Below are 26,391 nucleotides of genomic sequence, written 5' to 3'. Positions count from 1 at the left end.
TACTTTGCCTCTATACGCCAATTAGGAGTAGGTTTATATGTTACGAGCATATAATATTTGATCCCCTTTTTATTTACGCTGGGTATAGCTTTACTATGCAAAGATGATTTTTCGTGTAAATAAAGTCTATTATCAGAATCGGTATCAAACCAAGCTATTTGTCCAGTAAAGCTAGCTCTCTTCAGTTTGTAAGTTATGCTTTGTGCTATACCATATCCCCATGTAAGTTCCTTTAAAAAATTATAGGTACTAGCTTGTATTTCACTGTGTAAGTCTATAAACTTATTAAGTTGTTGTTTAAACTGAGTTTTATATTTTCTGTTATTGTAAGTTGCAACCTTGTTTTCAGCATCTTTCTGGTATAATAATTTATCTTTAGGTACATTTTTATCCTTTCGTACCTCCCTATACTGAAAAATTACCAAGTTAGTTCTATTAACTTGGTAAGTTGCTTTTGTAAGCCAGCTATAGCCCCGAGTAGGCTTCCAATACCATTTGAGTTTATCTAATATCTTGGGGGCGTAGAACTGAACCCACCTATAAATGGTGCAATGATCTACTTGAATCCCTCTTTCAGAGAGCATTTCTTCTAAATCATGATAGCTTATTCCATACTTGCAATACCATCTTACTGCCCATATGATTATATCGTATTTGAAGTGGCGTCTTTTAAAGATGCTCATTTCCTTACTTTCTGGTTAACTCAATACAATTTACCCCTCTTAATTACTATTTGTAACAGTGCCAATATTAATGATTATCTCTTAGCCAAGACTTCTAAGCTAAGTTTTTTAAGCTCACTTGCAATAGGTTCCAAACCTAACTTTTCAGCAAGTCCTACAAAGAAATTTAATGTTTCATTTGCTATATGCTTCTGCTTAGCCAGGGAAGAGTGGCCACTGATGGTGCGCATGTTATGTAGCCTATCTGCTAGTTTTACGTAGGCAGCACGTTCATCTTCATACTCCATGAGTCTATAAACATTCTCATGATCTGCTAAGCTTATCCTGCGTAAATTATCTTCTAGGTTAGTTACTTTTTTTACTATAAATGCTACCTGTTCTCCAAATATAGCTTCAATCTGCACCAGCGAAAGACTTGTATCTTCAACTGTGTCATGAAGTAGCGCTGCTACCACTGCATCTTGATCCTTACAATATTCTAATAAGATTAGAGCGACAGCTATGGGATGGGTAAAAAAAGGCTCGCCTGATTTACGCTTAACACCGGCGTGGTATCTTTTAATAGTTTTTAATGCTTTAGCTATAGTTTTTGTATCTATTTTGATAGCCTTGATCTTATCTAATAGCTCATTTTCTAGTTTTATAGCGAGCGGATGTTTCATTTCCGCTTCATCGACTGCTACAGGTTCCCTTAATAACTCCATCACTTTACCTCTTACTTCTCTTACGTTGGCTGGAAGTACATATACTTGGGTTTGCTCGTTATCCAATTCTGCGTATCCATAATGAGCATGAATAATACGAGCATTTTCTATTAGTTTACCTTTTTTTGTATGTTGACTCATCAAAGGCAGCTGCTCAAGTAAGTAAATATCTTTTTTGTTAGCAGTGTCTTTTTCTATGGTAATGGTAAATCTTAAGGCTGCTAATTGCCTGGTGTAATCTTTAATATAATCTATCTTATAGCCTAGCTTAACGTCTTCTACTACTACATGAATAGGCTGGTTGTTTGCATTATGTTGGTGTACATGTAGGATACCATTTACCAGCAGTTGTTTTAATTTTACTCTATCTGCATCAATAATTTCTTGGCGAGTATCTACACTCGTTATCAGCTGGGGAAGAGATAATAAGTTCATGAGTTTAATGGTTTCTTTTACCTCTAATAAAAGCTGGTCTAATTTTATCTGAGCTACTTCCAATCGGATGTAATCCGTCATACGGTAGATAATCTGCTCTATATAAGCCGCCGTTAATGCTTTCTCGTCAGCATTGAGTTCCTTTAAAACCTCACCTCCATAAGCTAAAATTTGTGCTAGCTCATTGTTTTTTTCTTCATATAAACCTTCTAGGTAAATATTCTTGTTTTGCAAGGACTTTTTTTCTTGCTTAAACCTAAATATTGTAATTAGAAAACTACTTAATAAAAGAATGCTATAAATAACTTTGAATTCAGCTGTGCCATCTGTTCCACTACAATGTATATTGCCACAGTACATATATACAATTAAACACCCTATTAGGATACCGTATGTAGCAAGGAAGAGCATTAAAGGCCAAGAAAGTAGGAAAGCAGCCATGATTAAGTTAAGCATAAAGATCATTACTTGTACTTCGTGGAAACCGCTCATCAGCACTAAAATAGTGCCCACAACAAATAAAATATAGAATATCCCAAGAGGCCAAGCAAAGGTGATAAACTTTTTAGATTTAAAAGTGGGAGGCCAAGCAGGGTATGTTAAGAACCCAGCTGTTGCAATTAAAACAGAATGCGCTGCAAAGTTATAAAGCCCTTGATAAGAAGAAACTACTGTTTCTGATATGGTATAAAAAGAAGCATAGGTAGCACCTATCACATAAACGGCAAAGAGCGAATAAACAACTTCATAAGCCGGGAGGTTTTTTTGTAAGTAAGCATAAATATGGGGATGCTTAATGGTATATAGTAACTTGTTCCATGCTTCTCTACGGCTTTGTCTGGCTGCTAAAAGCGGACCTTTTTCCTTAATCCCTACCCATCCTCCTTGTTCTCTTAAAATATAATGGCTACTTATATAGACAACTAAGTTAGCTATTATACCAGGAATAAGGCTATCCATACCTGTATATCCAAAAAACTTTTTCCAGCCTACTACTGTTATAAAGCCTGCTGCCATTCCTATTAGGACTGCTCTAGTAGTACTTCTAAAACCAAAAATAGCTAGTAGAAGTGGTACAGTAACAATAGGCATATAAAAGCTGCCAGATAGGAGCAGCAGCTGAAGCAGATCTTTGGCATGGAGGGCTAGTAATAATCCGAAAACTCCTAAAATCAATGAGAAAGATCTAATAACAATAATAGATTCTTTCCAAGAAGGTTTAAATAGCTTAATAATATCATTAACGGCTAATACTGCAGAGGAATTTAAATAGGAATCTGCTGTAGACATAGCCATGGCTGTAATACCAACAGCAATAAGCCCTTTTAATCCTGGATAAGCATACGTTGTAATAATATAATTAACTAGTTTACTCGGTTCAAGATTAGGGCTATCTGATAAAAGTAAAATAGCAACCCAAGCTACTGCAATATTTACTAGGATAGTGCTTCCAGCTGCGTAGGTAAAAGATCTTTTTACTTGTTCAAGATCTCTAGCAATTGTTACCCGCTGAAAGATAGCAGGGGCCATGCCAGGAATTAAAAAATAAAGCATTAGCCCTATTGAACTTATAAATTTGGGGTTCCATCCTATTGTTTGTTCTAAACTAAAAATAGGGTTGGTAGTTAGAGTAGAAAGAACTTGACCAGGATTTTTAATATGATTCCAAACTATCAGGCCTAATATAGGAATGAAAATAACAAAGGCAATAAACTGAAATAAGTCCGTAATAATAACTGAACGGATACCGCCAAAAGCTGAATAAAGAATAACAATGGACGCAGCTGCAATAATAGCCCAAGTCTCTTCAATGCCAAAAAGAAGATTCAACATTTTAGCAATCACCTGAAATTGAATAGCTATTGAACCTATGGACTTTAATATCCCACTAATAGCAGTAATAACTCGTACTATGGGCCCATAGAGATCCCCCATGGCTTCAGCTACTGACAAGTTATTTAAGAATTCTCCCATTCTAATAGCGAGGACTTGTCCGGTAAAAAGTAAACATAAAGTTGATCCTAAAAGGGGTATAACAAATTGTAGGCCATCCTTATAAATATTCTGTAGGCCATAAAACATAAATCCACCTCCAATCCAGGTAGCTACAATGGTGGAAGTTACTGTGGCTGTAGTAAAATCTTTATTCCCTATAGAGAAATCTCGTAAACTTCTTACACGCCGCCCAGCCATTAATCCTACTGTTAAGTTAACAAGTAAAAATGTCGTGAATAAAATGATATCAAGATATTCTTTTCGCATAAAATGTATGTTTATAGGGTAGCTTATTTTAATAAAAACATTTTATAATTTCTTCATTCCTCTTTAGGATTATCATTCAAAATCTATAAGATTATTCAATTTCATATGTTGTAAATTCACTTTTTAATGATTTTTACATAAGCCCTCCAATCAATCCTTCTCTCACCTCACAACCTTAGCTTCTCTTTCTATTTGCAACAGTGCCTTTTTAATGCTGATTTTTAAAATGTCGATGCAAAGGTTTCTTTACACTTACTAGGTTAATTACCAAATTTTCTAAAATTCAATATCAATATAATCTATTTCCCAATTAGCTACGATGGCCAGCTCATGAGGGTAAAAAATAACTGGGTTAGGAGGTATGGATTGGTTAATATTACCAAAAGACCATTTACCATCCTTTTCACTAAGTATTAAGACACGTATTTTGTAGTTACCAGGTAATACATTTTTAAATACATAATCTGTTTTGTTACGAATTTCTGCTACTACTTCATAATTTGTATTGAGCAGTTGCACAATAAAACCAGGAGCATATGTAGTAATCCTTCCCTTAATAGTACCGCATTCTTGTGGATTCTTAACAAGATACTTATAATTGGCTGCATCATTAAGTTCCTTTTCTACAGATGTAAAAACGCCCTTGGGTATATATAACTCTATGCTCGGTGATTTGTCACTTTCTAGCTTAACTTCTCCAGTAGGATGTAACCAGTTATTTAAATCAAAGTCTTTTTGAATCGTAATGGAATCTCTATTGGGATGTATTATAATTTCTTCAGGAGTTAGCTGCAGTGTATCTGCTTGGTTAACTATAAGAAATAAATTATCTGTCCGTATACTTTTGATAGGTTTATTAGTCGATATATGCACTTGAAAGGGTGTGGTATCTACTTTAGTACCTGTGGTAGGCTGTATCGTACATTTAAATTTTTCTTTCTCAATAACTCTATCTCTAAAGTGTATGCTGACATTCTTCTCTATGTTATTGCCCATTATATCTTGGGCTGTTAGCTTAGCCTCTAACATATCATCTTCCAATAACCCTAGTGTATTATATACCCTAATAGTGTGTCCATTTTCTATTAAATGGCTATATAACTGTGCCTCTTTAAATCTTTTGGACCGATTAGCCAATTCAATGTTATATGTTGTAAGTCGTTTACTAAAATTGATCTCAAAGTATTGGCCCTGTGGTTGGCTGTTTTGCAGTTTGAACTCAGTTACATCAGCTTCTAAAAATGGGTAAGTTTAGATTTTCTATTGGCTCTGAGAGTTCTAGTATTGCTGGTAAAAATCCATAAGGATCTTTGCTGGCATCCAAAATAAGCTTACTCTCCTTGCTGTAGCCTGCACATATTTTGTATCTACCTTGTTTAATATGTTCTATTTTAAATTCTCCATTCTGGTTCGTTTTAGTGAAATAATCTGGAGTGCTATTTAAAATATGTAAGGTATCTGACTCATTAATTTTATATATACATACCAATGCATCAGTTGCTGGTTGGTTAGTCATGAGATACCGTATATGGCCCGCTACATATATAGAATCTACATAGTCGCCTGTACTAAAAGTAAGTGTAGGATTCTCCGCAGGTGTATGCTCTTTTGTATCGCATATAGCATCTTTAAAGTTAAAAGTATAGGTGGTTTCTTCTTCTAACGGTGCTTCTAATTCAAGCTCTACCACATTACCTCTTACTTTAGCTACATAACTAGGTCTATCTTCTAAGCGGGCTAGTTTAGGTGTAATAATAAGCCTATTGTAGATATCTTGAATCTCAATTTCTTTGTCAAAAGTTAATTTTAGTTTTTTGTCTTTAAAACTAGTACTTCCATGTAAGGGATAAGTACTAATTAATTGGGGAGGTATAGTGTCTTTTGGTCCACCTTCTAGTTCTTCTATTTGCGCGCATCTAGTAGTAAGTAATAAAATGATAATTGGACTTAGAATTGTTAGAAGCGGCAGACATTTATATAATTGATTTATATAACGACGAAGTAAGCTGAAAATATTTATCCTTATTTTTTCTTGTTTATTCATTACGTTTAAGACTATACTGGTGGGTAAATTTACTACACTTAAATGTAAAAATATATAAAATGCTATATGCTAGACAAAAGAATCAACAGTAGACCCGCTGCGAAACGATTTTTGATATACAAAAAACAGCCAATAAATGCTCTAAAGGGCGAAAAAATAATGGGGTTTTTTGTTTCGCAGCGGGTCTAGTAAATGATATATTCTATTATTGGCAACTTGTTCAAAAATAGAGTGTATCAATTTTATGTCATAAATAATCTGTAAATATAGCTTTTAAGAGTAACTAGCTTGGCTCAAAATAATAGAAAGTTGTAATTGAAATGTTATAGAGTTGCAATAGTAAAAAAAAAGCACTAAAATTACGCAGGTTTATTTTGCCGTACGTCAAAAACCAATTTAGTGACAGATATAGTAGGGTAGCCTATAACACAAAAAAAGAATATTTAAATAAAAATTCTATCTATGCATATGAAAAATCTTATTCGAATTGCAGCACTTATTTTAATGCTTCTTGCGCTATGGGCTTATTTGAAAAGCAAGAAAGACTCCTCACCTAAAGTAACAGAAAAAGTATTGTATACAGCTAATGAGGCACAGATTAAAACATTAGATCCTGCCCAAGCTGAAGACCATTATTCTAATAGAGAAGTAGCTAAAGTTTATGAAGGTCTGTTAGAATTTCATTACCTTAAAAAGCCATTCGAGCTAACTCCTAATCTAGCGGAAGAAATGCCTGAAGTGTCAGCAGACCAGCTGGTTTATACCTTTAAAATTAGACGAGGTGTAAAGTTTCATGACAACCCTTGCTTTCCTAATGGTAAAGGGAGAGAACTGACGGCGCATGATTTTGTATATTCTTTTAAAAGGTTAGCTGATCCTAAGCTTCAAGCAAAGAACTTTTGGCTAATCAATAACAATCTAAAGGAAGTTAATGCATGGAGAGAAAGATATGCCGATGCTATACAGGCCAATTATGACGAAGAAATAGAGGGAGTAAAAGCTATAGACCGCTATACACTGCAGTTCACTTTAACAAGACCTAATCCACAATTTCTATACTTTTTAGGTATGTCGGGATGTTACGTGGTTCCTCGTGAAGCAGTAGAGCATTATGGTATGGAGTTTACTAATCATCCTGTAGGAACAGGAGCTTTTATGTTAGAAGCTTTTAATCCACAAGATAGTAAGCTAGTATACCGCAAAAACCCTACTTTTAGAGATAAACGTTTCCCTAGTGAATCTATAGAAGAATATAAACATATGCTAGCTTATGCTGGGAAGCAGTTGCCTTTTGTAGACAAAATAGTTACTTATATCCTTACTGAGGCACAACCTAAATGGCTTAAATTTAAAAAGGGTGATTTAGATATAATTGATATTACTAAAGATAAAATTGCCTTAGATGTAGTGCGAAACGGTGAGTTAATTCCTGATCTTAAAGAAAAAGGCATTAACCTATATAGCGTAGCTGAATTAAGTACTACTTATGTTGTTATGAACTGTGCTAATCCTTTATTTAAAGATAATCTTAAGCTTCGGCAAGCTATGGCATTAGCATTTGACAAAGAAGGTTATAATAAATTGTTTCATAATAATACAGCAGTAGTAGCACAATCAACTGTTCCTCCTGGGCTAGCTGGCTACAGAGAAGATTATATAAATCCTTATGGTATCTATGATATTGAAAAAGCTAAACAATATTTAGCAGAGGCAGGTTATCCTGAAGGCAAAGGATTGCCTGAGCTTACACTAGATGCGGGGCCTGATGCCGAACTAAGATTAAAAGGAGAATTTTTTCAGAAATGCATGGCTAAAATAGGCGTACGTATTAAAGTAGTCGGAAATATTTTTCCAGAATTAATAAAAAAAATTAATAATCAAGCTACCATGCTACATAGTATTTCTTGGAGTGCAGATTACCCAGACGCACAAAATTTCTTCATGCTCCTGTATGGTCCTTACCAACCAGGTGGCATTGGATCTAATTTAAACGACTCTGCTTATGATGCTTTATATGAAAAGGCTGTAGCTATGCTAGATTCTCCTGAAAGAACTAGGCTTTATGAACAGCTTAATGAAATGATAGCTGAAAAGACACCTTTTATTTGTACTGTACATTTTCCCCATACTGGTTTGCAGCATGGGTGGGTCAAGAACTACTGTTGGTCTAACTTCCATTATGGCACAGAACAATATTTTGATATAGATTTAGAACAAAAAAACAATTAGCTTCTAAGTTATAATAAAGGGAAAACTGATTCTATATGATGGCATATCTTGTTAAAGGCATCATTTTGTAGATAACTTAGAAATGCTTTAAAAAAACATTAGCCATCTTACTTATATGAGTAAGATGGCTATAATTGCGAGCAGGCTATCCATTATCTTATAGTCGTTAACTATGTAAAAACTTATTAAAGATGTGACAACTTGTTGGTTGTTATAGGGGTATGGATTTATATAAAATATAGGCAGCGCACAAGCTTAGTAAAGTTGTTGGTAACTGCTAATATCATGCAGCACTTAAGTTTATCTTCTACTCAAAAGCCAAGATTATGAGTTGACTGTTATATTATCTGATGTATATAAAAAAGCTGTAGTTGTATTAATTGAACTTGCTAAAATTTCGCTTGATAAGTAATTAAATATAATAGTAGCTATGGGAAAAGTGCTTATGGTGAATGTTATCGAGTGTATTTACTCATCTCATTTTCCTTAAGAATGGGTAAAAATTTGTCCCCATACACTATGTGCTAGCAGTATAGGAAAGAAGTATATATTAGGTTAGTACAAAAATTAAAATTTGTTTCCTAAGCTACAATAATAACCAAATATTCATGGGCATATATAATTATATTATTAGACGTTTGCTATATGTTATACCTATACTGTTGGGTGTATGTTTGCTTGTCTTTTTAATGTTTAATATAGTAGCAGGTGACCCTACAGCTGTATTATTGGGGAAGCATGCTACTGCCAAACAGATGGCAGAATTACGACATGAATTAGGATTAGATAAGCATTGGTTTATGCAGTACATAGATATTGTAAAATCTGCTTTTAGCTTGGATTTTGGAAGATCATGGGCTAGCCGACAACAAATTATACCTATGATTAAGGCTGGTACTTGTGTTTCTCTTACGCTAGTAGTCCCATCTATACTCATTACAAATGCCTTAGCTATATCCATGGCTTTAGTGGCAGCTTTTTTCAGAGGTAGAGCGCTAGATAGGGGATTAGTATTGTTGAGCATTATTATGATGAGTATTTCTGGCTTGGCTTATATCTTGTTTAGCCAGTGGTTTTTTGCTTATAAGTTAGGGTGGTTTGAAATAGCGGGTTATGAGCATGGTTTCCCAGCTTGTATACCTTATATTGCATTGCCTTGCTTTATATTGGTACTCTTGAGTGTTGGCTCTGATCTAAGGTTCTATAGAACGGTAATTTTAGATGAAATGTACCAAGATTATGTACGCACGGCTCGTGCTAAAGGATTACCAGAAGGCCTAGTACTTTTTAAGCATGTACTTAAAAATGTCATGATACCTATTATAACTAATTTAATTACGCAACTTCCTTCTTGGCTATTAGGTACTTTGCTAGTAGAAAGTTTTTTCGGTATACCAGGCTTAGGAGGAATTACCATTAATGCTATTAATAATGCTGATTTCCCTGTAATAAAGGCTATTACTATACTTTCAGCAATATTCTATGTTATTTTTAATGTAATCACAGATATACTATATACTGTGGTTGATCCTCGCATCAAATTATCTTAACCAATCAACATTGAACATGAACCAAACCTTGACACAATCTATTTGGTTAGAAACCCTTCGTAGAATGGCTAAAAGTAAGCTTACTACAGCAGCTTTAATCATTGTGTTAATTTATGCTGTAGTGGCACTGCTAGCATACTGTGGTATTATAGCCGCAAACTGGAGCCAGGAAGTGGGAACTTCCTATGAAGCACCTAATATTCAACATTGGTTTGGTACAGATATTTTTGGGAGAAGTGTTTTAAGAAAAATCATCAAGGGAGCACAAGTTGCTATGAATGTTGGGTTTGTAGTAAGTATGATAGCTATTTTAATTGGCGTAGTATTAGGAGCTATAGGGGGTTACTTTGGTGGGGTAGTAGATGAAATGATTGTTTGGTTATGTAGTACCATGGCCTCAATTCCAAATATCATGCTCCTTATATCGCTTACTTTTATTTTAGGAAAAGGAATTCTCGCTATATATATAGCTTTGGGCATGACTAACTGGGTGGAACTTTGTCGCTTGATTAGAGGAGAAGTAATCAAACATAAGGATAGGGAGTATGTACAGGCAGCCACTGCAATTGGTGCTAGCCATGTTAGTAAGTTATGGTGGCATATTTTACCTAATGTCCTTCATATAGTTATTATCCAGTTCTCAGGTATATTTCAGATTGCCATTAAATCAGAGGTAATCCTTTCATATTTAGGATTAGGAGTACAGAATAGCCCTAGTTGGGGTGTAATGATTAATGATGCTAAAGTAGAGCTTATGCAAGGTGTTTGGTGGGAAATTGCTTTTGCTACTGTAGCCATGTTTCTAATAGTGCTAGCTTTTAATATCCTTAGCGATGCACTACGAGATGCGTTAGACCCTAAACTAAGAGGAAAATAAGTCATGTTTGAAAGAATTTTAACTGTAAAAAATTTAGTTACCCAGTTCAATACTGAACAAGGATTGATAAAACCTGTCAATGATGTCTCTTTTGAGATATATAAGGGTAAAACATTAGGTATTGTAGGAGAGTCAGGATCCGGTAAGTCCATGACTGCACTTTCTATCATGCGCCTGATTGCTCCGCCTATAGGTAAAATCGTTGGGGGCAATATCTTTTTTGAAGATAAAGATTTATTGCAACTGTCAGATAAAGAAATGCGTGCTATAAGGGGAAATAAGATAGGTATGATTTTTCAAGAGCCTATGACCTCTCTTAATCCAGTATTTACTGTTGGATATCAGATCAAAGAAGCTTTAACCCTTCATCAGAGAATGTCTTTTAAAGATGCAAAAGAACAGACTATAGAGCTTTTGAAGCTAGTGGGTATTCCAGCTCCTGAGAAAAGAATATATGAGTATCCACATCAACTGTCTGGTGGAATGCGACAGAGAATTATGATAGCTATGGCTTTGTCTAGTAAGCCGTCTGTATTAATTGCAGATGAGCCTACGACAGCTTTAGATGTAACCATACAAGCTCAAATATTAGAATTAATGGTTAATCTGCAAGAAGAACTTAACATGGGTATTATATTAATCACTCATGATTTAGGAGTAGTAGCTGAGATGTGTCATGAAGTAGCTGTTATGTATGGTGGCAGAATAGTAGAACAGGCATCTGTACAGGATTTATTTTCTTGTCCTAAACATCCTTACACACGAGGGCTACTAGCATCCATCCCTTCATTAGAGGTTGGGAAAGATCATACGCAGCGCCGTTTAGAAACCATTAAGGGTACCGTACCTGCTTTAAACAAACTTCCTTTAGGCTGCAGTTTTCAAGACCGTTGTTACAACGTCCAGGCAGACTGTAAAGGAGAAAAAGGTACTCCTCCTTTAGAAGAAAAAGCTCCAGCTCATCTGGCTGCTTGTTTTCATCCTTTAAACGATATTGCATCTAAATAGGTACTATTATGTTAGCATCTGAAAATGAGATTTTATTAGAAGTTAAGAACTTATCTAAATATTTCCCTATAAGGGGTGGTATACTTAACAAGCCAGTAGGGGCAGTACATGCGGTAGATAATGTAAGCTTTAGTATTAAAAGGGGTGAAACATTAGGGCTTGTAGGAGAGTCTGGGTGTGGTAAATCAACGCTAGGGAAAACATTGCTTAGGTTAATAGAGCCTAGTGCAGGGCAAATTATTTTTGATGGTGTAGATATTACCCAGCTTAATACAAGGGATATGCGGGCTATAAGGCAAAAGATACAGCTTATATTTCAGGACCCTTATGCTTCACTGAACCCTAGAATGACTGTTAATGCCATTCTTACAGAACCACTTAAAATTCATGGGTTATATACTACGCTTGAAGAAAAAAATAAACGGCTGTATGAGCTATTAGATTATGTGCAATTACCTAAAGAAGCACTTAACAAATATCCACATGAGTTTTCCGGTGGCCAGCGTCAGCGTATCTGTATAGCACGAGCATTAGCTGTAAAACCGCAATTTATTGTTTGTGATGAATCAGTATCTGCCTTAGATGTATCCATACAAGCACAGGTTATTAACCTCCTAATGGATTTACAACAAGAGTTAGGGCTTACCTACCTTTTTATAGCACATGACCTTAAGGTAGTAGAGTTTATCTCTCATCAAGTGGCAGTAATGTACTTAGGGAAAATCGTAGAAAAGGCAGTAGCTGAAGATATATACAGGAATCCTAAACATCCTTATACAAAAGCCTTACTTTCTGCTATTCCTATTCCAGACCCCAACCATAGAAAAGAACGCATTATTTTAAAAGGAGATGTCCCTAGTCCTATTTCTCCTCCCACAGGTTGTCATTTTCATCCTAGGTGTTGGAAGGCTACTTCTATATGCCAAGAAGTATATCCAGAGAAAACTCATTTAAATGAACAGCATTGGTTTAGGTGCTATCATCCAGTAAAAGACAGCAATGGGTAAGCTTATGCTTAAATATAGTATTGGGGAATGTAATTTCTTAACTGCTAAGTTATAATAACTATCCATTCATAATATTTTTGGTATGTATACTAATTAATGGACAAGTATTTATAAGAGCTAAGATAACAGCTTTCTCATTTCTATTTTACTAATTAAAGTTATTTTAGCTAGAGAGTTGGCTAAGAGGTAATTTTTTAGGTTTTACTTTATCAAGGATTATCTAGACTATTACCTGGTTACACTTAAATAAACCTATGGATAAATTTTTGAGGTTTTACAAAATCTTCACTGATGCTTTGTAGATAATAAGCAAATACATCATATTTACATTAATACTCTTTTTCTTTTATCTCTACTCATGAAACGTGGCCTATTTTTTATTCTGTTTTTAGTACTTATAGATATATATTTCTATCAAGGATTAAAAATTATTACATCACCTCTACAGCCAAGTAGTAGGGTAATTATTTATACCTTATATGGAATTTTTGTTACGAGTACAATCGTAACTGTGCTGACTTATGGGTGGCTAAGATGGGGATTAAGAAACAATTTTGTGAAGTATAGGGTCATTCCAGCTTGGTTTATCAAATACATTACTAAGCTCTTTAGTGTTTCTTTCCTCTTTGTAGATGATATTGCCAGATCAGCTAGATGGTTGGTATATAAAATAGCTTACCTCTTTAATGATACAATAACAGATAGTGCGCTAATGCCTAGATCGGTTATGGTGACAAAAGCAGGTATGTTGGCCGCTACAGTGCCTCTAGTCACATTGAGCTATGGTATACTAGTAGGCGCACATGATTATAGGGTAAGAAGATTACGTATAAAATTACCGCATCTCCCTAATGCTTTTCACGGATTAAAGATTGGTCAGTTATCTGATATACACACAGGTAGCTTTTTTAACAAAAAGGCAGTAGCAGGTGGCGTGGATATGCTGCTACGTGAAAAGCCAGATGTGATTTTCTTTACCGGCGATCTGGTAAATGATACGGCCGATGAAGTGAAAGAGTATATTCCTATTTTTAGCAGGTTAAAAGCACCGTTAGGTATTTATTCTGTTTTGGGTAATCATGATTATGGAGACTATGTGCCTTGGCCTTCAATTACAGCTAAACAGAAGAATTTGCAAGATTTACGTAATGCGCATCAGCTAATGGGATGGACGCTGCTCATTAATGAGCATATTATACTTACAGAAGGGGCTGACAAATTGGCTATAATTGGGATAGAAAATTGGGGGCTACAATTTTCACAATATGGTAAATTAGTACAAGCATACCAGGGTACAGCAGACATCCCTGTAAAATTGTTATTATCCCATGATCCTAGCCACTGGGATGCGGAAGTACGACCAAAATTTAGTGATATAGACATTACCTTTGCAGGTCATACACATGGGTTTCAATTTGGTATTGAAATAGGCACATTTAAATGGAGCCCTGTACAATATCAATACAAACAATGGGCTGGATTATATCAGCAAGGTGCCCAGTATCTATATGTTAATAGAGGGTTTGGTTATTTAGGTTATCCAGGTAGAATCGGTATTTTACCTGAAATTACTATTGTAGAGCTTGTAAAGGAGTAAATCAGTGTTTAAAATCTATAAATTAATTGTAGGCTAACTGTGTTTTTTGTATTTCCATCTATCTCTTCTTGCCCACTACCTATAGAGGTTTCCTCTAAATGCCAAGTTATACTATACTTTGCCTCTATACGCCAATTAGGAGTAGGTTTATATGTTACGAGCATATAATATTTGATCCCCTTTTTATTTACGCTGGGTATAGCTTTACTATGCAAAGATGATTTTTCGTGTAAATAAAGTCTATTATCAGAATCGGTATCAAACCAAGCTATTTGTCCAGTAAAGCTAGCTCTCTTCAGTTTGTAAGTTATGCTTTGTGCTATACCATATCCCCATGTAAGTTCCTTTAAAAAATTATAGGTACTAGCTTGTATTTCACTGTGTAAGTCTATAAACTTATTAAGTTGTTGTTTAAACTGAGTTTTATATTTTCTGTTATTGTAAGTTGCAACCTTGTTTTCAGCATCTTTCTGGTATAATAATTTATCTTTAGGTACATTTTTATCCTTTCGTACCTCCCTATACTGAAAAATTACCAAGTTAGTTCTATTAACTTGGTAAGTTGCTTTTGTAAGCCAGCTATAACCTGAAGAAGGTTTAGCAATTCTAGTGGTCGGTTGGGGGAAATTAAAATAGTCATAATAAGCATTTATTCTTATTTTTTTAATAGGTTGTATACCAACACCTATATAAATACCTTGCTCATTACAATTTCCACTAGAATTTTCTCTAAAAGCATCTCCATAAAAACTATGAAAATCAGGTTTATAATGTCGTAATAACAAAGAAATATCTAAATTGGACGATAAGCTAGCTATAACCCCTAGTATACTTGCACTACCACCACTTTTAGAAAATGCATTTTCACCAAAGAAATGTAAACTACGCCATAAGTAACGATAAAAAAATCCTACGTTAAAGTTGTACTTACCAGAAAAATAATAAGATGGCTTCTTAGGATTAATCTGAATGGGAATTTCATAATGGCTATAAACAGCATTAAGCCCTAACTCTGCTTGTTCTCTATTAAATTTATACACAAGAGTACTACCCATAACTTGCTCATATATTTGAGCTTTCTTGGAAATCTCTTGCTCCGTTCTGTGTAGACCACTTCGTTGAATACCTTCTGTATAATATTTACCCGTAGAGGTATCTTGTAATACTTTACTATCTAAGCTATTATAAGCATAATAAAGACTCTGTTCCATAGGCCCCCAATTGAAAGTAGCGGCAATTCCTCTAAATCCTTGATTATTAAAAGAGCTATGAGGTTTAATGCCTGCATTAGAAACACGAATAATAGGAATAGTTTCCCCAGACTTATCCATATTAAAGCCAGCATTGATTACGAGCCCTTGCCCATAGCCTACTTGATAGTTTGCTATAACAAGCTTTTTGAGCCATTTTTTATTTTCTACAGATAGATAGGAAGACCAGCTATCAAACCCGTATCGTTCTTTTGCATGGTCCCATGTGAATTCTTCTCCTGGGTACTTTCTAGCAGCTATGCCAAATCCCCAGCCGTTAGGATGCTTCCATTTTAAACGGGTTACTATTTTATGGGGCGAGCCTTGGTAGGGTATTTTACCAGACTTCTTGTTGAACTGGTATCCTTTTTGAGATTCTAATATCCGTTCATAACGGCTTAGCCAATATCCATAGGTTGTTGGTCTTTCCCCAAAAAGAGCTTGAAGTCCTTGCGTTTGTTGCGGATAAGTCTCTTCTACCTTTACAAAAGGAAGAAGGCGCTCAATAGTAGCTAGATCTAATCCAGGTATTGCTTGTAGTTCATAAATAGAAACAAGCACACCATTTTTATACAAATGGGCAAAAAAGTTTTCTAGTTGTTCTTCAGATAAAATATGAAGACGCTTTATTTCCTCTCTTGAAGTGCTATTTAAATCAATGGGATGTTGGTAAGAATCCCATAAATTTTCTGTTAGCGTTTCATAGCTAATTTGGTCTATTTGATTTTTATAAACAGTGTCTAGGATGGTAGCAAAATCAAGCTTTTCTTTGGCAATAACTAGCTTACAAAGGCTGGCTACCCAAAATAGTATCAAACATCTTCTGTACATTCTAGCAATGTATTGAGCTACTTGCAATAACTATTTGCAGTAATTTTTAGGGTGAATTATGCAATACTGCCTATCTGCACATCATTAGTAGTACTTATTTTTTTTACAAGTCCTTGTAAAACTTTGCCTGGTCCACATTCTATAAAATCAGTAACTCCGTCACTAATCATATGCTGTATAGTTTGTGTCCATAATATAGGACAGGTTAATTGTTGAAGTAGTTTCTCCTTGATTTTTTCAGGTTCTAAAGTAGAAAGTGCCGTTACATTTTGATAAATAGGACAAATGCCTTTTTTAAAAGGTACTTTAGCAATTGCTAATGCTAACTCTTCTTCTGCAGGTTCCATTAAAGGCGAATGAAAAGCACCACCCACTTTAAGAGGTACTATTTTTTTTGCTCCCGCATTTTGTAAAGCTTCACAAGCCAAGGCTACTCCACGCAATGTTCCAGAAATCACTAATTGTCCAGGGGAATTGTAGTTGGCAGGTGCCACTACCTCGTCGATCGATTCACAGATTTTAGCAACTAGCTCATCAGGAAGTCCTAAGATAGCTGCCATAGTGCCTGGATGCTGCTCGCATGCCTTTTGCATAGCAGATGCCCTAGCTATTACCAGCTTTAATCCATCCTCAAAACTTATTACCTGACTAGCTACTAAGGCAGAAAATTCACCTAAAGAGTGGCCCGCTACCATATCAGGTTGGAAGCCTGGTGTAGTTGCTGCCAAGATTGTACTGTGGATAAAAATAGCCGGTTGTGCTATATCTGTTCTTTGCAATGCTTCTTCTGTACCCTCAAATATAATATCTGTTATAGAGAAGCCTAATATTTGATTTGCTTCTTCAAATAATGCTTTTGCCTTTGCATGGTTGGTATAGAGGTCTTGTCCCATACCAATAAATTGTGAACCCTGCCCCGGAAATATATAAGCACGCATATTGATTAAATTTATTTGCTTCTGCTTCTATAGTGTTTTACTAAAAAGCAACCTTAGCTTATATGTCCTTAAAGATTGTTTTTGCTCTGTATAAATAGAGATAACTGAGCTGCCAACGTATACTTGACAACTTCAGACAGTATAAAAGGTAATAAGCCAGTTTTGATAGCTATATTCCACCCGAATATATAAGATAAATGTACCATGCCTGATATGAATAAAACTGAACCGCCTGCTAGGATAAATAAGCATCTCTTCAAACTGCTATTAGTTGGATAATATTTTGTCAATAGATTGATAATTGCACTCATCAATAAAAAGCCAACTATGTAACCTGCAGTAGGTCCTAATAATTTTCCTATACCTGAAGCGCCTCCTTCTAATACAGGCATACCCAAGGCCGCATAGGTTATATAAAATACAACGGAACCTACGGCTACTTGGAAAGGCACTAGTAAGCTTATTAAGGCAATAGTAAATGTCTGCAATGTCAGCGGTACAGGATGAAATGGTATGGAAATTTGTGCTCCTAATGCTATCAACCAACTTCCTAAAAATGTTTGCATGTATTTAGAAGTTGCAAAGTTGGCTATAAAAGTGGTTAAGTTTATCCGTTTAGTAGTTATTAAGAAAAATTTCATATTTATAAATCTTAAGATTTTGTATGAAGCCAAGTTAGAAAAATTTGTCAAAAAATAAAACTTACTAGATTTAATAGGGTAATATTCAATTATTAATAAGTAACGATTTTTTTCTCACGTAAGTATGGTGGCAATTTAACTCAAGATTTACGGTATGTAATTTAAGCATCAGTTATTCAATGAGCAGTTATCCTGTTTGAATAAGAAGTTTGTCTTTCTATTTAAGCTTAACAAATAAATTAAGACAACAAGGGTAAATTTTGAAGATGAAATGATACTTAATGTTATTTTCTAGCAAGTGAAAAAGTAATAAAATTGGCAAATAGCTTGGTAGTATGTAAAAGTTTTCTTAATTATGCACTTCGAGATACTTTTGGTAAGTTGGCCAAACAATATCAGCCGACTACTAAAAAAATAATATAATAGTAGCTAATCTATTTGTAGGATAGCTAACATTTGTTAAATTTGCACTCTCCCTAGTCAATATATATATGATTGACATGGGTGGATGCTTCTTAAGTATCCAGAACAATAAAACTCTTATTTTTACTCAAAAACGATGCTTGGAATCATTGGTAAAAAACTTGGCATGACAACACTTTATGATGAGGCAGGACGTAGTGTTCCTTGTACTGTCATAACGGGAGGACCTTGTGTAGTTACCCAAATTAAAAATATTGAAAAAGATGGCTATACAGCTGTTCAGTTAGGTTACGACGATAAAAAAGAAAAAAATACCGTCAAGCCACTTATGGGCCATTTTCAAAAAGCTCAAACTACACCTAAAAGGAAGCTAGTGGAATTCAAAGAGTTTGGTAAGGAGTTAGGAAAGGAAATCCAGCTAGGACAAACAATCCAGTTGCATGATATTTTTGTAGAAGGTGAATATGTAGATGCAATAGGGCTTAGTAAAGGAAAGGGATTTCAGGGTGTGGTAAAAAGGCATGGATTTAGCGGGGTTGGAGGTAAGTCGCATGGACAGCACAATAGGGAAAGGGCTCCTGGAGCTATTGGGGCTTGTTCTACTCCTTCTCGTGTTTTTAAAGGAATGCGTATGGCAGGTAGAACAGGAGGTCAGCGAGTTAAAATAACAAATCTTCGTATAATGAAGCTCGTGCCAGAAAAAAATATTTTGGTAATAAGTGGTTCTGTGCCAGGCGCAAAGAATGGTTACATCATTTTAGAAAAATAGATTATGGAATTGTCTGTATTACAATATACGGGAAAAGACACAGGTAGAAAGGTCGTACTTTCTGACACCATCTTTGGAATTACCCCTAATGATCATGCTATTTATTTAGATGTTAAAAATATCTTAGCTAATAAAAGGCAAGGTACTCATAAGTCTAAAGAAAGAGGTGAAATAGCAGGTTCTACCAAAAAGATAAAAAAACAAAAAGGTACTGGAACAGCACGTGCAGGTAGTATTAAGTCTCCTATATTTAGAGGAGGGGGGCGTGTATTTGGTCCCAAACCTAGGGATTATGGATTTAAGCTTAATAAAAAGCTTAAAAAATTAGCTAGAAAATCTGCTCTTACCTATAAAGCTCAGCAAGGTAATATCTCAGTTTTGGAAGACTTTTCTTTTGAAATGCCTAAAACTAAGATGTACTTGGAAATGCTACAAAATTTAAATATGGCAGATCAAAAGACCTTATTGATTTTGCCTGCTGTAGATAAGAATCTAGTACTAGCTAGCCGAAACTTACCTAATACGTCCGTTGCACTTGTAGAGCAAATTAATACCTATGATTTACTCTACTCCAAAAAGATCTTAATCAGTGAGACGGCTTTGTCGAAACTAACCGAAAATTTTAACAACGCATGAGTATCCTACAAAAGCCTTTAGTAACAGAAAAAGTAACCAGCTTCAATGATAAGGGTGTTTATGGTTTTATTGTAGATAATAGAGCCAATAAAGTTGAGATAAAGAAAGAGGTGGAAAAATTGTATGGTGTTACTGTGTTACAAGTTAATACCATGCGTTATGCAGGTAAGAAAAAAGTGAAATATACTAAATCCGGAGTTAATAAAGGAAAGCGAGCTTCTTATAAAAAAGCACTTGTTACCTTAAAAAGTGGTAGTATTATTGATTTCTATGAAAATATTTAGTAGTCTCAACCTATTATAATGGAAGTAAATACATATGGCAGTAAAAAAAATTAGACCCCTTACCCCCGGCCAAAGGTTTAGAATAGCACCAGACTTCTCTGTGCTTACCAAAACTAAACCTGAAAAGTCGCTTCTGCTGCCTATTAAAAGCACAGGTGGAAGAAATAATACGGGTAAAATGACCATACGTTACAAAGGCGGAGGTCATAAAAAACGCATGAGAATCATAGATTTTAAAAGGAGAAAGTATGATATACCTGCTGTGGTAAACTCTATACAATATGATCCTATGCGTACTGCGTATATAGCCTTACTTTACTATGTAGATGGTGCAAAATCTTATATCATAGCACCAGAGGGTTTAAAGGTAGGAGATCGAGTATTGTCTGGAAACAATATAGCTCCTGAGGTAGGTAATGCTATGCCTCTTAGAACTATGCCCACTGGTACTATTGTGCACAACATAGAACTACATCCTGGAAGAGGTGCTGCTATGGCTAGAAGTGCAGGTACTTATGCACAGTTATTGGCTAAAGAAGAAAGATATGTTACGCTTAAGTTGCCTTCTGGAGAAATGCGTATGGTGCTTGGTGAATGTATGGCCACTGTAGGTACTGTATCTAATAGTGAACATAATAATATAGTTTTAGGTAAGGCAGGAAGAAATCGTTGGTTAGGTAGAAGGCCTAGAGTAAGAGGTGTAGCTATGAACCCTGTAGACCATCCAATGGGCGGTGGTGAAGGTAAAGCTTCCGGAGGCCATCCGAGATCTAGAACAGGGTTGTATGCGAAGGGTAAGAAAACTAGAAATACAAATAAATATTCTAAAAATTATATTCTTAGTAGGAAGAAAAGATAATGGCTAGATCTATAAAAAAAGGACCTTATATAGCGCATCATCTACTGAAAAAGATAGATGCGATCAATGAATCAGGTAGTAAAAATACTATAAAAACTTGGTCTAGAAGTTCGACCATTACTCCCGAGTTTGTAGGGCATACATTAGCTGTACACAACGGAAATAAATTTATACCTGTATTTGTTACAGAAAATATGGTAGGGCATAAGCTAGGAGAATTTTCTCCTACCAGAACCTTTAAAGGTCATACCAAGAAAAATAAAAATAAGAAATAACCATGGAGGCAGTAGCTAAATTAAGAAAATCGCCTATAACACCACGCAAAATGAGGCTTGTAGCTGATCTGATTAGAGGCGTTAAAGCTGACAAGGCATTTGCAATCTTAAGAAACGAGCCTAAGAAATGTGCTATCTATCTAGAAAAATTGCTGCTTGCTGCTGTCGCTAGCTGGCAACATAAAAACCAAGATATACAGCTAGAAGATGCTGAGCTATACATAAAAACTATACAAGTAGACAGTGCTGGCATGCTTAAAAGACTACAGCCAGCTCCACAAGGTAGGGCACATCGAATTAGGAAAAGATTCAACCATGTTACCCTAGTAGTTGATAACTTGGTAGCTTATGAAAAGCCTGTAAAAAATGAAGAGGCTACAGCAGATAATCGGTCTAATAAAAAAGTAAAGATAACTGATGGGACAAAAAGTTAATCCAAATAGCCTTCGAATTGGCTATATTAAGGGATGGGAATCAAATTGGTTCTCATCTAAAAAGGGCTATGCTGATAAGCTCATAGAAGATCATAAAATAAGGAAGTATTTGGGCGCTAGAATGGCCAAAGCTAACCTTTCTAAAATCGTTATAGAGCGTACACTTAAACGTATCACTATAACTGTACATAGTTCTAAACCAGGTATTATCATTGGTAAGGGAGGTGCAGAAGTAGAGCGTATTAAAGAAGAGTTAAGAAAATTAACTGAGAAAGAGGTCCATGTAAATATTTTAGAGATAAAAAGGCCAGAACTTGATGCTAAGCTAGTAGGTAGCTCTATGGCACAGCAAATTCAAGCAAGGATTTCTTACAAGCGTGTTGTAAAGCAAGCACTTTCTGCAACTATGCGGGTAGGAGCGCAGGGTATTAAGATCCAAGTATCTGGTAGGTTGGCAGGTGCTGAGATAGCAAGAAGTGAACAATTTAAAGAAGGAAGAATACCTCTACACACCTTACGTGCTGATATTGACTTTGCAATATCAGAAGCTCAAACTGTGTATGGGAAAATAGGTATAAAAGTTTGGATATTTAAAGGTGAAGTATACCAACGTCCTGACCTATCTTCTAATGCTACTACTGCAACTAGTTCAGAACCTAATAAACCTTCTCAGAAGAATAGTTTTAGAGGAAGAGCTAAAAATTAATGAATTATAACTAATTTTACGGAAACTTTTCAAAACGTAATAGATAATACATGCCGCTATGTTGCAGCCTAAAAGAACAAAATATAGAAAAGTACAAAAAGGTCGAGTTAAAGGCTTAGCCCATAGAGGAAGCTCATTGGCATTTGGTACGTTTGGGATAAAAGCACTAGAAGCTATTTGGCTTACAGCTAGACAAATAGAAGCAGCCCGTATAGCCATGACCCGTGCTATGAAAAGGCAAGGCCAGGTTTGGATTAGAGTTTTCCCAGATAAACCCATTACTAAGAAACCTGCTGAGGTTCGTATGGGAAAGGGAAAAGGATCACCAGAATACTGGGCAGCTGTTGTAAAACCTGGAAAAATCTTATTTGAAATAGAGGGAGTAGATATTAATTTAGCACGTGAAGCTACCCGTTTAGCTATACATAAACTTCCTATTAAAGCCAAATTTGTAGTTCACAAAGATTACATTAATGCTTAAAAAATGAAATATGCAGAGATTAGCTCCTTAGCAATAGAAGAGCTGAAAGAGAAAATAAAAATTGAGCAAGAGAATTTAAGAAAACTTAAATTTGCTCACACTATTTCTCCTATTGAAAACCCTACTAAAATTAAAAATACAAGACGTTTGATAGCTAGACTAGAAACTGCTCTAAACGTTAAAGGAAGTTAAATTAAATCAAAATGGCCATGCTAAGGAACCATAGAAAAGAAAGAATAGGAAAGGTAATTAGTAATAAAGGTGATAAAACTATTACGGTCTTAGTAGAGCGTAAGCTAAAACACCCGCTTTACGGTAAGTTTGTTAGAAGATCTAAAAAATTCATGGCACATGATGCAGAAAACGCCTGTAATGAAGGAGATCGTGTAAAAATTATGGAAACTAGGCCGTTGAGTAAGAAGAAGCGTTGGCGTTTGATAGAGATTCTTGAAAAAGCGAAATAAGTATGATACAACAAGAAACAAGACTTAACGTTGCAGATAATAGCGGCGCCAAACAAGTGCAATGTATCCGCGTACTAGGTGGTACGAAGAAACGTTATGCCTCTGTAGGCGATCGAATTGTTGTAAGCGTAAAATCAGCTAGTCCTGCTGGCAACATAAAAAAAGGTGCTGTATCTAAAGCAGTGGTTGTAAGGACAAAAAAAGAGGTACGTCGTAAAGATGGTTCATACATTAGATTTGATGATAATGCAGCTGTTTTATTACAAAACAATGATGAATTAAGAGGTACACGTATTTCTGGCCCAGTAGCACGCGAACTGCGTGAAAAAGAATTTATGAAAGTAGTATCCTTGGCTCCAGAAGTATTGTAGATTATGTATAATAAACATCATAAAACATTAAAATTGCATATAAAAAAGGGAGACACTGTTCAGGTTCTATCAGGTAACTACCGGAAGAAACAAGGAACAGTTCTGAAAGTTTTCCCTAAAACTTATAGGGCTATTGTAGAAGGAGTGCATATTGTTTCCAAACATAAAAAACCTACTGCTAAAAATCCACAAGGTACTATAGAGAAAGTAGAAGCTCCTATACATATCAGTAATCTTATGCTAATAGAATCTGCTACAAGTAGACCTACACGCATAGGAAGAAAATTAGATGAAGAAGGTAAGTTACAAAGATATTCTAAAAAAACAGGCGAATTTATAAAAAATGGCTAGCCCAAGACTACAACACAAATACTTTCAAGAAGTAGTTCCTGCACTTAAAAATGAGATGAACTATACATCAGTTATGCAGGTACCACGTATAGAAAAAATATGCCTTAACCAAGGCGTAGGAGCTGCTGTCCAAGATAAAAAATTGATTGAGATAGCAGTAGACGAATTAACAACTATTGCAGGACAAAAAGCAGTACCTACAGTAGCTAGAAAAGCTATATCTAACTTTAAATTAAGAGAAGGTATGCCTATCGGTGCTACAGTTACGCTGCGTGGTAGAAAAATGTATGAGTTTTTAGATCGTCTTATAACAATTGCATTGCCACGTGTACGTGACTTTAGAGGCGTTAATGATAAAAGCTTTGATGGAAGAGGCAATTACACCTTAGGAATTAAAGAGCAAATTATTTTTCCTGAAATTAGTATCGATAAAATAACTAAATTAACAGGGATGAGTATTACCTTTGTGACTAATACAGAGAGCGATAAAGAAGCACACACATTGCTGAAGGCATTAGGTATGCCTTTTAAAAGTTAAAAAATATAGAATAATGGCTAAGGAATCAGTTAAAGCACGTAATTTAAAACGCCAAGCCCTGGTGGAGCGATATGCCGCTAAAAGAGCTAAACTCAAAGAAGCTGGCGACTACCTAGCGCTAGATAAGCTTCCTAAAAATGCTTCTCCTGTAAGAGTAAGAAATCGATGCAAAATTACAGGTAGAGCCAGAGGATATATGCGTAAATTTGGCATATCTAGAATTGTCTTTAGAGAATGGGCTGCACAAGGCAAAATACCTGGCGTTATAAAAGCTAGCTGGTAAAATGTCTCTACTAGCTTAATATTTTAATTTTGTAGCATAGCATATTATAAGCTATCATAGAACAAATCATAGAACAAATAACTAATTTATAACAAGAAACGATTGTATGATTACAGACCCTATAGCTGATTATCTAACCAGGATCAGAAATGCTATTCGCGCTAGGCATAGGATAGTAGAAATACCTGCTTCAAACCTTAAGAAGGCAATGACTGAGTTATTGCATGAGAAAGGATATATTAAGCAATACAAATTTGATGATCAGCCTAACAAACAAGGCTCTATAAAAATTGGCTTAAAATATAATCCAGGTACGAAAACTTCTCCTATCAACAAATTAGAACGTGTAAGTAAACCTGGCCTTAGAAAGTATGTTAAGGCTAGTGAGTTGCCAAGTGTCTTAAATGGACTCGGTATTGCTATTTTATCTACTTCCAAAGGAATTATGAGTGATAAAGAAGCTAGGCAAATGAAGCTCGGAGGTGAAGTGCTCTGTTATATCTATTAGTATTTAGATCATCAAGCTATGTCAAGAATAGGAAAATTACCCATTAAATTACCCCAAGGCGTTACGTTAAGAGGTCCTGAAGAGGATATAGTTTACGTAAAAGGACCTAAGGGAGAATTGTCTCAATATATAGACCCTGCTATAAGTGTTACTATAGAAAATGATACAGTTACACTACATAGAAGAACTAACCAAAAGCGTCATAAGGCTTTACATGGTCTATATAGAGTGCTTATCAATAATATGATTATTGGTGTAAGCACAGGGTTTACAAAAAGCTTAGAGTTAGTGGGAGTAGGTTATAAAGCTAGTGTACAGGGCAATGCACTTGACCTTGACCTTGGCTATTCACATAAGATTTATTTTGTTATTCCACCAGAAATTAAAGTACAGGCTGAGACCACAAAAGGTAAGAATCCTTTAGTCCATTTGGAAGGAATAGATAAACAACTGCTTGGGCAGGTGGCTGCTAAAATTAAAACATTAAGAAAAGTAGAGCCTTATAAAGGTAAGGGAATACGCTACTTAGGAGAACAGATTAGACGTAAAGCAGGTAAAACCGCTTCTAAATAGTTTTAACATAGCTAGTAAAAAATGCCGATGAATAACTTAAAAGCTAAAAGAAGATTAAAAATCAGAATGCGTATTAGAAAGCGTATTCAAGGTACTGCTGAGAGACCTAGACTTTCAGTTTATAAAAGTAATAAAGCTACATATGCCCAACTCATTAATGACGAACAGGGCTATACGTTAGTTGCCAGTTCTTCGAAATCTATAGGAGTACAAGCAGGCAAACCCATAGATATGGCTAGAATGGTCGGGGAGGAGATAGCGAAGCAAGCTATTGGAAAAGGTATAGAAGAAGTTGTTTTTGATCGTTCTGGATATATATATCATGGTCGTGTGAAAGCATTGGCAGAAGGAGCTAGAGCCCAAGGACTTAAATTTTAGCA

At 35.4% G+C, this 26,391-nt stretch carries 29 protein-coding genes and 1 pseudogene; 23 read left to right on the top strand and 7 right to left on the bottom strand.

Going from position 1 to position 26,391, the window contains the following annotated elements; all coding sequences use genetic code 11:
* Positions 1-443: 443 nt before the first annotated feature.
* The 4 genes and pseudogenes from AASI_RS01025 to AASI_RS01010 all read right to left on the bottom strand — a co-directional run.
* Positions 444-683 (bottom strand): annotated as a pseudogene (locus AASI_RS01025) (IS6 family transposase); the annotation flags it as partial.
* 74 nt (positions 684-757) lie between these two features.
* On the bottom strand, positions 758-4,084 hold the full coding sequence (locus tag AASI_RS01020) for a sodium:solute symporter family transporter (protein WP_044282713.1): 3,327 nt from the start codon (positions 4,082-4,084) through the stop codon (positions 758-760).
* Positions 4,085-4,360: 276 nt separating this feature from the next.
* Positions 4,361-5,221, bottom strand: a complete 861-nt coding sequence (locus tag AASI_RS01015) for a hypothetical protein (RefSeq protein ID WP_012472420.1) — start codon at positions 5,219-5,221, stop codon at positions 4,361-4,363.
* A gap of 91 nt (positions 5,222-5,312) precedes the next feature.
* Positions 5,313-6,128 carry an Ig-like domain-containing protein gene (locus AASI_RS01010; RefSeq protein WP_012472417.1) on the bottom strand — a complete coding sequence of 272 codons (816 nt, stop codon included), beginning with the start codon at positions 6,126-6,128 and terminating at the stop codon, positions 5,313-5,315.
* A 462-nt stretch (positions 6,129-6,590) separates the two neighbouring features.
* Between AASI_RS01010 and AASI_RS01005 the strand changes: the two genes are divergently transcribed.
* From AASI_RS01005 to AASI_RS00980, 6 genes are all read left to right on the top strand, one after another.
* Positions 6,591-8,357, top strand: a complete 1,767-nt coding sequence (locus AASI_RS01005) for an ABC transporter substrate-binding protein (protein WP_044282711.1) — start codon at positions 6,591-6,593, stop codon at positions 8,355-8,357.
* 608 nt (positions 8,358-8,965) lie between these two features.
* A complete protein-coding gene (locus tag AASI_RS01000) occupies positions 8,966-9,907 on the top strand; it encodes an ABC transporter permease (RefSeq protein ID WP_012472415.1) in 942 nt (313 codons plus the stop codon).
* 16 nt (positions 9,908-9,923) lie between these two features.
* Positions 9,924-10,784, top strand: coding sequence for an ABC transporter permease (locus tag AASI_RS00995; RefSeq protein WP_012472414.1), 861 nt, complete (start codon positions 9,924-9,926; stop codon positions 10,782-10,784).
* A 3-nt stretch (positions 10,785-10,787) separates the two neighbouring features.
* Positions 10,788-11,792 carry an ABC transporter ATP-binding protein gene (locus AASI_RS00990; RefSeq protein ID WP_012472413.1) on the top strand — a complete coding sequence of 335 codons (1,005 nt, stop codon included), beginning with the start codon at positions 10,788-10,790 and terminating at the stop codon, positions 11,790-11,792.
* Between the two features lie 8 nt (positions 11,793-11,800).
* Positions 11,801-12,799, top strand: a complete 999-nt coding sequence (locus AASI_RS00985) for an ABC transporter ATP-binding protein (protein WP_012472412.1) — start codon at positions 11,801-11,803, stop codon at positions 12,797-12,799.
* Between the two features lie 358 nt (positions 12,800-13,157).
* Entirely contained in the window at positions 13,158-14,396 is a 1,239-nt protein-coding gene (locus tag AASI_RS00980) for a metallophosphoesterase (RefSeq protein WP_012472411.1), read from the top strand.
* A gap of 8 nt (positions 14,397-14,404) precedes the next feature.
* Here AASI_RS00980 and AASI_RS00975 read toward each other — a convergent pair whose 3' ends face one another.
* The 3 genes from AASI_RS00975 to AASI_RS00965 all read right to left on the bottom strand — a co-directional run bounded on the left by AASI_RS00975 (position 14,405) and on the right by AASI_RS00965 (position 18,056).
* Positions 14,405-16,462: a helix-hairpin-helix domain-containing protein gene (locus AASI_RS00975; protein ID WP_012472410.1), complete on the bottom strand. Its 2,058-nt coding sequence runs from the start codon at positions 16,460-16,462 to the stop codon at positions 14,405-14,407.
* Between the two features lie 71 nt (positions 16,463-16,533).
* Complete coding sequence (gene fabD, locus AASI_RS00970; RefSeq protein ID WP_012472409.1) at positions 16,534-17,415, bottom strand: ACP S-malonyltransferase; 882 nt, start codon at positions 17,413-17,415, stop codon at positions 16,534-16,536.
* 68 nt (positions 17,416-17,483) lie between these two features.
* Positions 17,484-18,056: a biotin transporter BioY gene (locus AASI_RS00965; protein ID WP_083758790.1), complete on the bottom strand. Its 573-nt coding sequence runs from the start codon at positions 18,054-18,056 to the stop codon at positions 17,484-17,486.
* A gap of 559 nt (positions 18,057-18,615) precedes the next feature.
* Here AASI_RS00965 and rplC point away from each other — a divergent pair.
* The 17 genes from rplC (at position 18,616) to rplR (ending at position 26,389) form a co-directional block, all read left to right on the top strand.
* Positions 18,616-19,248 (top strand): 50S ribosomal protein L3, encoded by a 633-nt coding sequence (gene rplC, locus AASI_RS00960; RefSeq protein ID WP_012472407.1) that lies wholly within the window; start codon positions 18,616-18,618, stop codon positions 19,246-19,248.
* 3 nt (positions 19,249-19,251) lie between these two features.
* On the top strand, positions 19,252-19,884 hold the full coding sequence (rplD, locus tag AASI_RS00955; protein ID WP_012472406.1) for a 50S ribosomal protein L4: 633 nt from the start codon (positions 19,252-19,254) through the stop codon (positions 19,882-19,884).
* Positions 19,881-20,168, top strand: coding sequence for a 50S ribosomal protein L23 (rplW, locus tag AASI_RS00950; protein WP_012472405.1), 288 nt, complete (start codon positions 19,881-19,883; stop codon positions 20,166-20,168). The genes rplD and rplW overlap by 4 nt, the downstream gene beginning before the upstream one ends.
* 34 nt (positions 20,169-20,202) lie before the next feature.
* Positions 20,203-21,027 carry a 50S ribosomal protein L2 gene (gene rplB / locus AASI_RS00945; RefSeq protein ID WP_012472404.1) on the top strand — a complete coding sequence of 275 codons (825 nt, stop codon included), beginning with the start codon at positions 20,203-20,205 and terminating at the stop codon, positions 21,025-21,027.
* Positions 21,027-21,302 (top strand): 30S ribosomal protein S19, encoded by a 276-nt coding sequence (rpsS, locus tag AASI_RS00940; protein WP_012472403.1) that lies wholly within the window; start codon positions 21,027-21,029, stop codon positions 21,300-21,302. Before rplB ends, rpsS begins: the two co-directional genes overlap by 1 nt.
* A gap of 2 nt (positions 21,303-21,304) precedes the next feature.
* Positions 21,305-21,736 carry a 50S ribosomal protein L22 gene (gene rplV, locus AASI_RS00935; RefSeq protein WP_044282709.1) on the top strand — a complete coding sequence of 144 codons (432 nt, stop codon included), beginning with the start codon at positions 21,305-21,307 and terminating at the stop codon, positions 21,734-21,736.
* A complete protein-coding gene (rpsC, locus tag AASI_RS00930) occupies positions 21,720-22,442 on the top strand; it encodes a 30S ribosomal protein S3 (RefSeq protein ID WP_012472401.1) in 723 nt (240 codons plus the stop codon). The genes rplV and rpsC overlap by 17 nt, the downstream gene beginning before the upstream one ends.
* A 58-nt stretch (positions 22,443-22,500) precedes the next feature.
* Positions 22,501-22,923, top strand: a complete 423-nt coding sequence (gene rplP / locus AASI_RS00925) for a 50S ribosomal protein L16 (RefSeq protein WP_012472400.1) — start codon at positions 22,501-22,503, stop codon at positions 22,921-22,923.
* A gap of 3 nt (positions 22,924-22,926) precedes the next feature.
* Positions 22,927-23,115, top strand: a complete 189-nt coding sequence (gene rpmC, locus AASI_RS00920; RefSeq protein ID WP_012472399.1) for a 50S ribosomal protein L29 — start codon at positions 22,927-22,929, stop codon at positions 23,113-23,115.
* An 11-nt stretch (positions 23,116-23,126) separates the two neighbouring features.
* On the top strand, positions 23,127-23,387 hold the full coding sequence (gene rpsQ / locus AASI_RS00915; RefSeq protein ID WP_012472398.1) for a 30S ribosomal protein S17: 261 nt from the start codon (positions 23,127-23,129) through the stop codon (positions 23,385-23,387).
* Positions 23,388-23,389: 2 nt separating this feature from the next.
* A complete protein-coding gene (rplN, locus tag AASI_RS00910; protein WP_012472397.1) occupies positions 23,390-23,758 on the top strand; it encodes a 50S ribosomal protein L14 in 369 nt (122 codons plus the stop codon).
* Positions 23,759-23,761: 3 nt separating this feature from the next.
* Positions 23,762-24,109 (top strand): 50S ribosomal protein L24, encoded by a 348-nt coding sequence (gene rplX / locus AASI_RS00905; RefSeq protein ID WP_012472396.1) that lies wholly within the window; start codon positions 23,762-23,764, stop codon positions 24,107-24,109.
* A complete protein-coding gene (rplE, locus tag AASI_RS00900) occupies positions 24,102-24,647 on the top strand; it encodes a 50S ribosomal protein L5 (RefSeq protein WP_012472395.1) in 546 nt (181 codons plus the stop codon). The genes rplX and rplE overlap by 8 nt, the downstream gene beginning before the upstream one ends.
* Positions 24,648-24,660: 13 nt before the next feature.
* On the top strand, positions 24,661-24,930 hold the full coding sequence (gene rpsN, locus AASI_RS00895) for a 30S ribosomal protein S14 (RefSeq protein WP_012472394.1): 270 nt from the start codon (positions 24,661-24,663) through the stop codon (positions 24,928-24,930).
* A 106-nt stretch (positions 24,931-25,036) separates the two neighbouring features.
* Positions 25,037-25,438, top strand: a complete 402-nt coding sequence (rpsH, locus tag AASI_RS00890; RefSeq protein ID WP_012472393.1) for a 30S ribosomal protein S8 — start codon at positions 25,037-25,039, stop codon at positions 25,436-25,438.
* Positions 25,439-25,456: 18 nt separating this feature from the next.
* The gene (gene rplF, locus AASI_RS00885) at positions 25,457-26,011 is read left to right on the top strand and encodes a 50S ribosomal protein L6 (RefSeq protein WP_012472392.1); all 555 of its coding nucleotides are present in this window, start codon (positions 25,457-25,459) and stop codon (positions 26,009-26,011) included.
* A gap of 27 nt (positions 26,012-26,038) precedes the next feature.
* Positions 26,039-26,389 (top strand): 50S ribosomal protein L18, encoded by a 351-nt coding sequence (gene rplR, locus AASI_RS00880; protein WP_012472391.1) that lies wholly within the window; start codon positions 26,039-26,041, stop codon positions 26,387-26,389.
* Positions 26,390-26,391: the final 2 nt, after the last annotated feature.

It is taken from the genome of Candidatus Amoebophilus asiaticus 5a2 (assembly GCF_000020565.1).
GTDB classification, from domain to species: Bacteria; Bacteroidota; Bacteroidia; order Cytophagales; family Amoebophilaceae; genus Amoebophilus; species Amoebophilus asiaticus.
This window is presented reverse-complemented; position numbering and strand designations above follow the sequence as displayed.

Bases quoted from the DNA above. Each gene is read 5' to 3' on its own strand.
- AASI_RS01020 (WP_044282713.1), bottom strand. From the start codon at position 4,084: ATGCGAAAAGAATATCTTGATATCATTTTATTCACGACATTTTTACTT.
- AASI_RS01010 (WP_012472417.1), bottom strand. From the start codon at position 6,128: ATGAATAAACAAGAAAAAATAAGGATAAATATTTTCAGCTTACTTCGT.
- AASI_RS01005 (WP_044282711.1), top strand. From the start codon at position 6,591: ATGCATATGAAAAATCTTATTCGAATTGCAGCACTTATTTTAATGCTT.
- AASI_RS01000 (WP_012472415.1), top strand. From the start codon at position 8,966: ATGGGCATATATAATTATATTATTAGACGTTTGCTATATGTTATACCT.
- AASI_RS00995 (WP_012472414.1), top strand. From the start codon at position 9,924: ATGAACCAAACCTTGACACAATCTATTTGGTTAGAAACCCTTCGTAGA.
- AASI_RS00990 (WP_012472413.1), top strand. From the start codon at position 10,788: ATGTTTGAAAGAATTTTAACTGTAAAAAATTTAGTTACCCAGTTCAAT.
- AASI_RS00985 (WP_012472412.1), top strand. From the start codon at position 11,801: ATGTTAGCATCTGAAAATGAGATTTTATTAGAAGTTAAGAACTTATCT.
- AASI_RS00980 (WP_012472411.1), top strand. From the start codon at position 13,158: ATGAAACGTGGCCTATTTTTTATTCTGTTTTTAGTACTTATAGATATA.
- fabD (WP_012472409.1), bottom strand. From the start codon at position 17,415: ATGCGTGCTTATATATTTCCGGGGCAGGGTTCACAATTTATTGGTATG.
- AASI_RS00965 (WP_083758790.1), bottom strand. From the start codon at position 18,056: ATGAAATTTTTCTTAATAACTACTAAACGGATAAACTTAACCACTTTT.
- rplC (WP_012472407.1), top strand. From the start codon at position 18,616: ATGCTTGGAATCATTGGTAAAAAACTTGGCATGACAACACTTTATGAT.
- rplD (WP_012472406.1), top strand. From the start codon at position 19,252: ATGGAATTGTCTGTATTACAATATACGGGAAAAGACACAGGTAGAAAG.
- rplW (WP_012472405.1), top strand. From the start codon at position 19,881: ATGAGTATCCTACAAAAGCCTTTAGTAACAGAAAAAGTAACCAGCTTC.
- rplB (WP_012472404.1), top strand. From the start codon at position 20,203: ATGGCAGTAAAAAAAATTAGACCCCTTACCCCCGGCCAAAGGTTTAGA.
- rpsS (WP_012472403.1), top strand. From the start codon at position 21,027: ATGGCTAGATCTATAAAAAAAGGACCTTATATAGCGCATCATCTACTG.
- rplV (WP_044282709.1), top strand. From the start codon at position 21,305: ATGGAGGCAGTAGCTAAATTAAGAAAATCGCCTATAACACCACGCAAA.
- rpsC (WP_012472401.1), top strand. From the start codon at position 21,720: ATGGGACAAAAAGTTAATCCAAATAGCCTTCGAATTGGCTATATTAAG.
- rplP (WP_012472400.1), top strand. From the start codon at position 22,501: ATGTTGCAGCCTAAAAGAACAAAATATAGAAAAGTACAAAAAGGTCGA.
- rpmC (WP_012472399.1), top strand. From the start codon at position 22,927: ATGAAATATGCAGAGATTAGCTCCTTAGCAATAGAAGAGCTGAAAGAG.
- rpsQ (WP_012472398.1), top strand. From the start codon at position 23,127: ATGGCCATGCTAAGGAACCATAGAAAAGAAAGAATAGGAAAGGTAATT.
- rplN (WP_012472397.1), top strand. From the start codon at position 23,390: ATGATACAACAAGAAACAAGACTTAACGTTGCAGATAATAGCGGCGCC.
- rplX (WP_012472396.1), top strand. From the start codon at position 23,762: ATGTATAATAAACATCATAAAACATTAAAATTGCATATAAAAAAGGGA.
- rplE (WP_012472395.1), top strand. From the start codon at position 24,102: ATGGCTAGCCCAAGACTACAACACAAATACTTTCAAGAAGTAGTTCCT.
- rpsN (WP_012472394.1), top strand. From the start codon at position 24,661: ATGGCTAAGGAATCAGTTAAAGCACGTAATTTAAAACGCCAAGCCCTG.
- rpsH (WP_012472393.1), top strand. From the start codon at position 25,037: ATGATTACAGACCCTATAGCTGATTATCTAACCAGGATCAGAAATGCT.
- rplF (WP_012472392.1), top strand. From the start codon at position 25,457: ATGTCAAGAATAGGAAAATTACCCATTAAATTACCCCAAGGCGTTACG.
- rplR (WP_012472391.1), top strand. From the start codon at position 26,039: ATGAATAACTTAAAAGCTAAAAGAAGATTAAAAATCAGAATGCGTATT.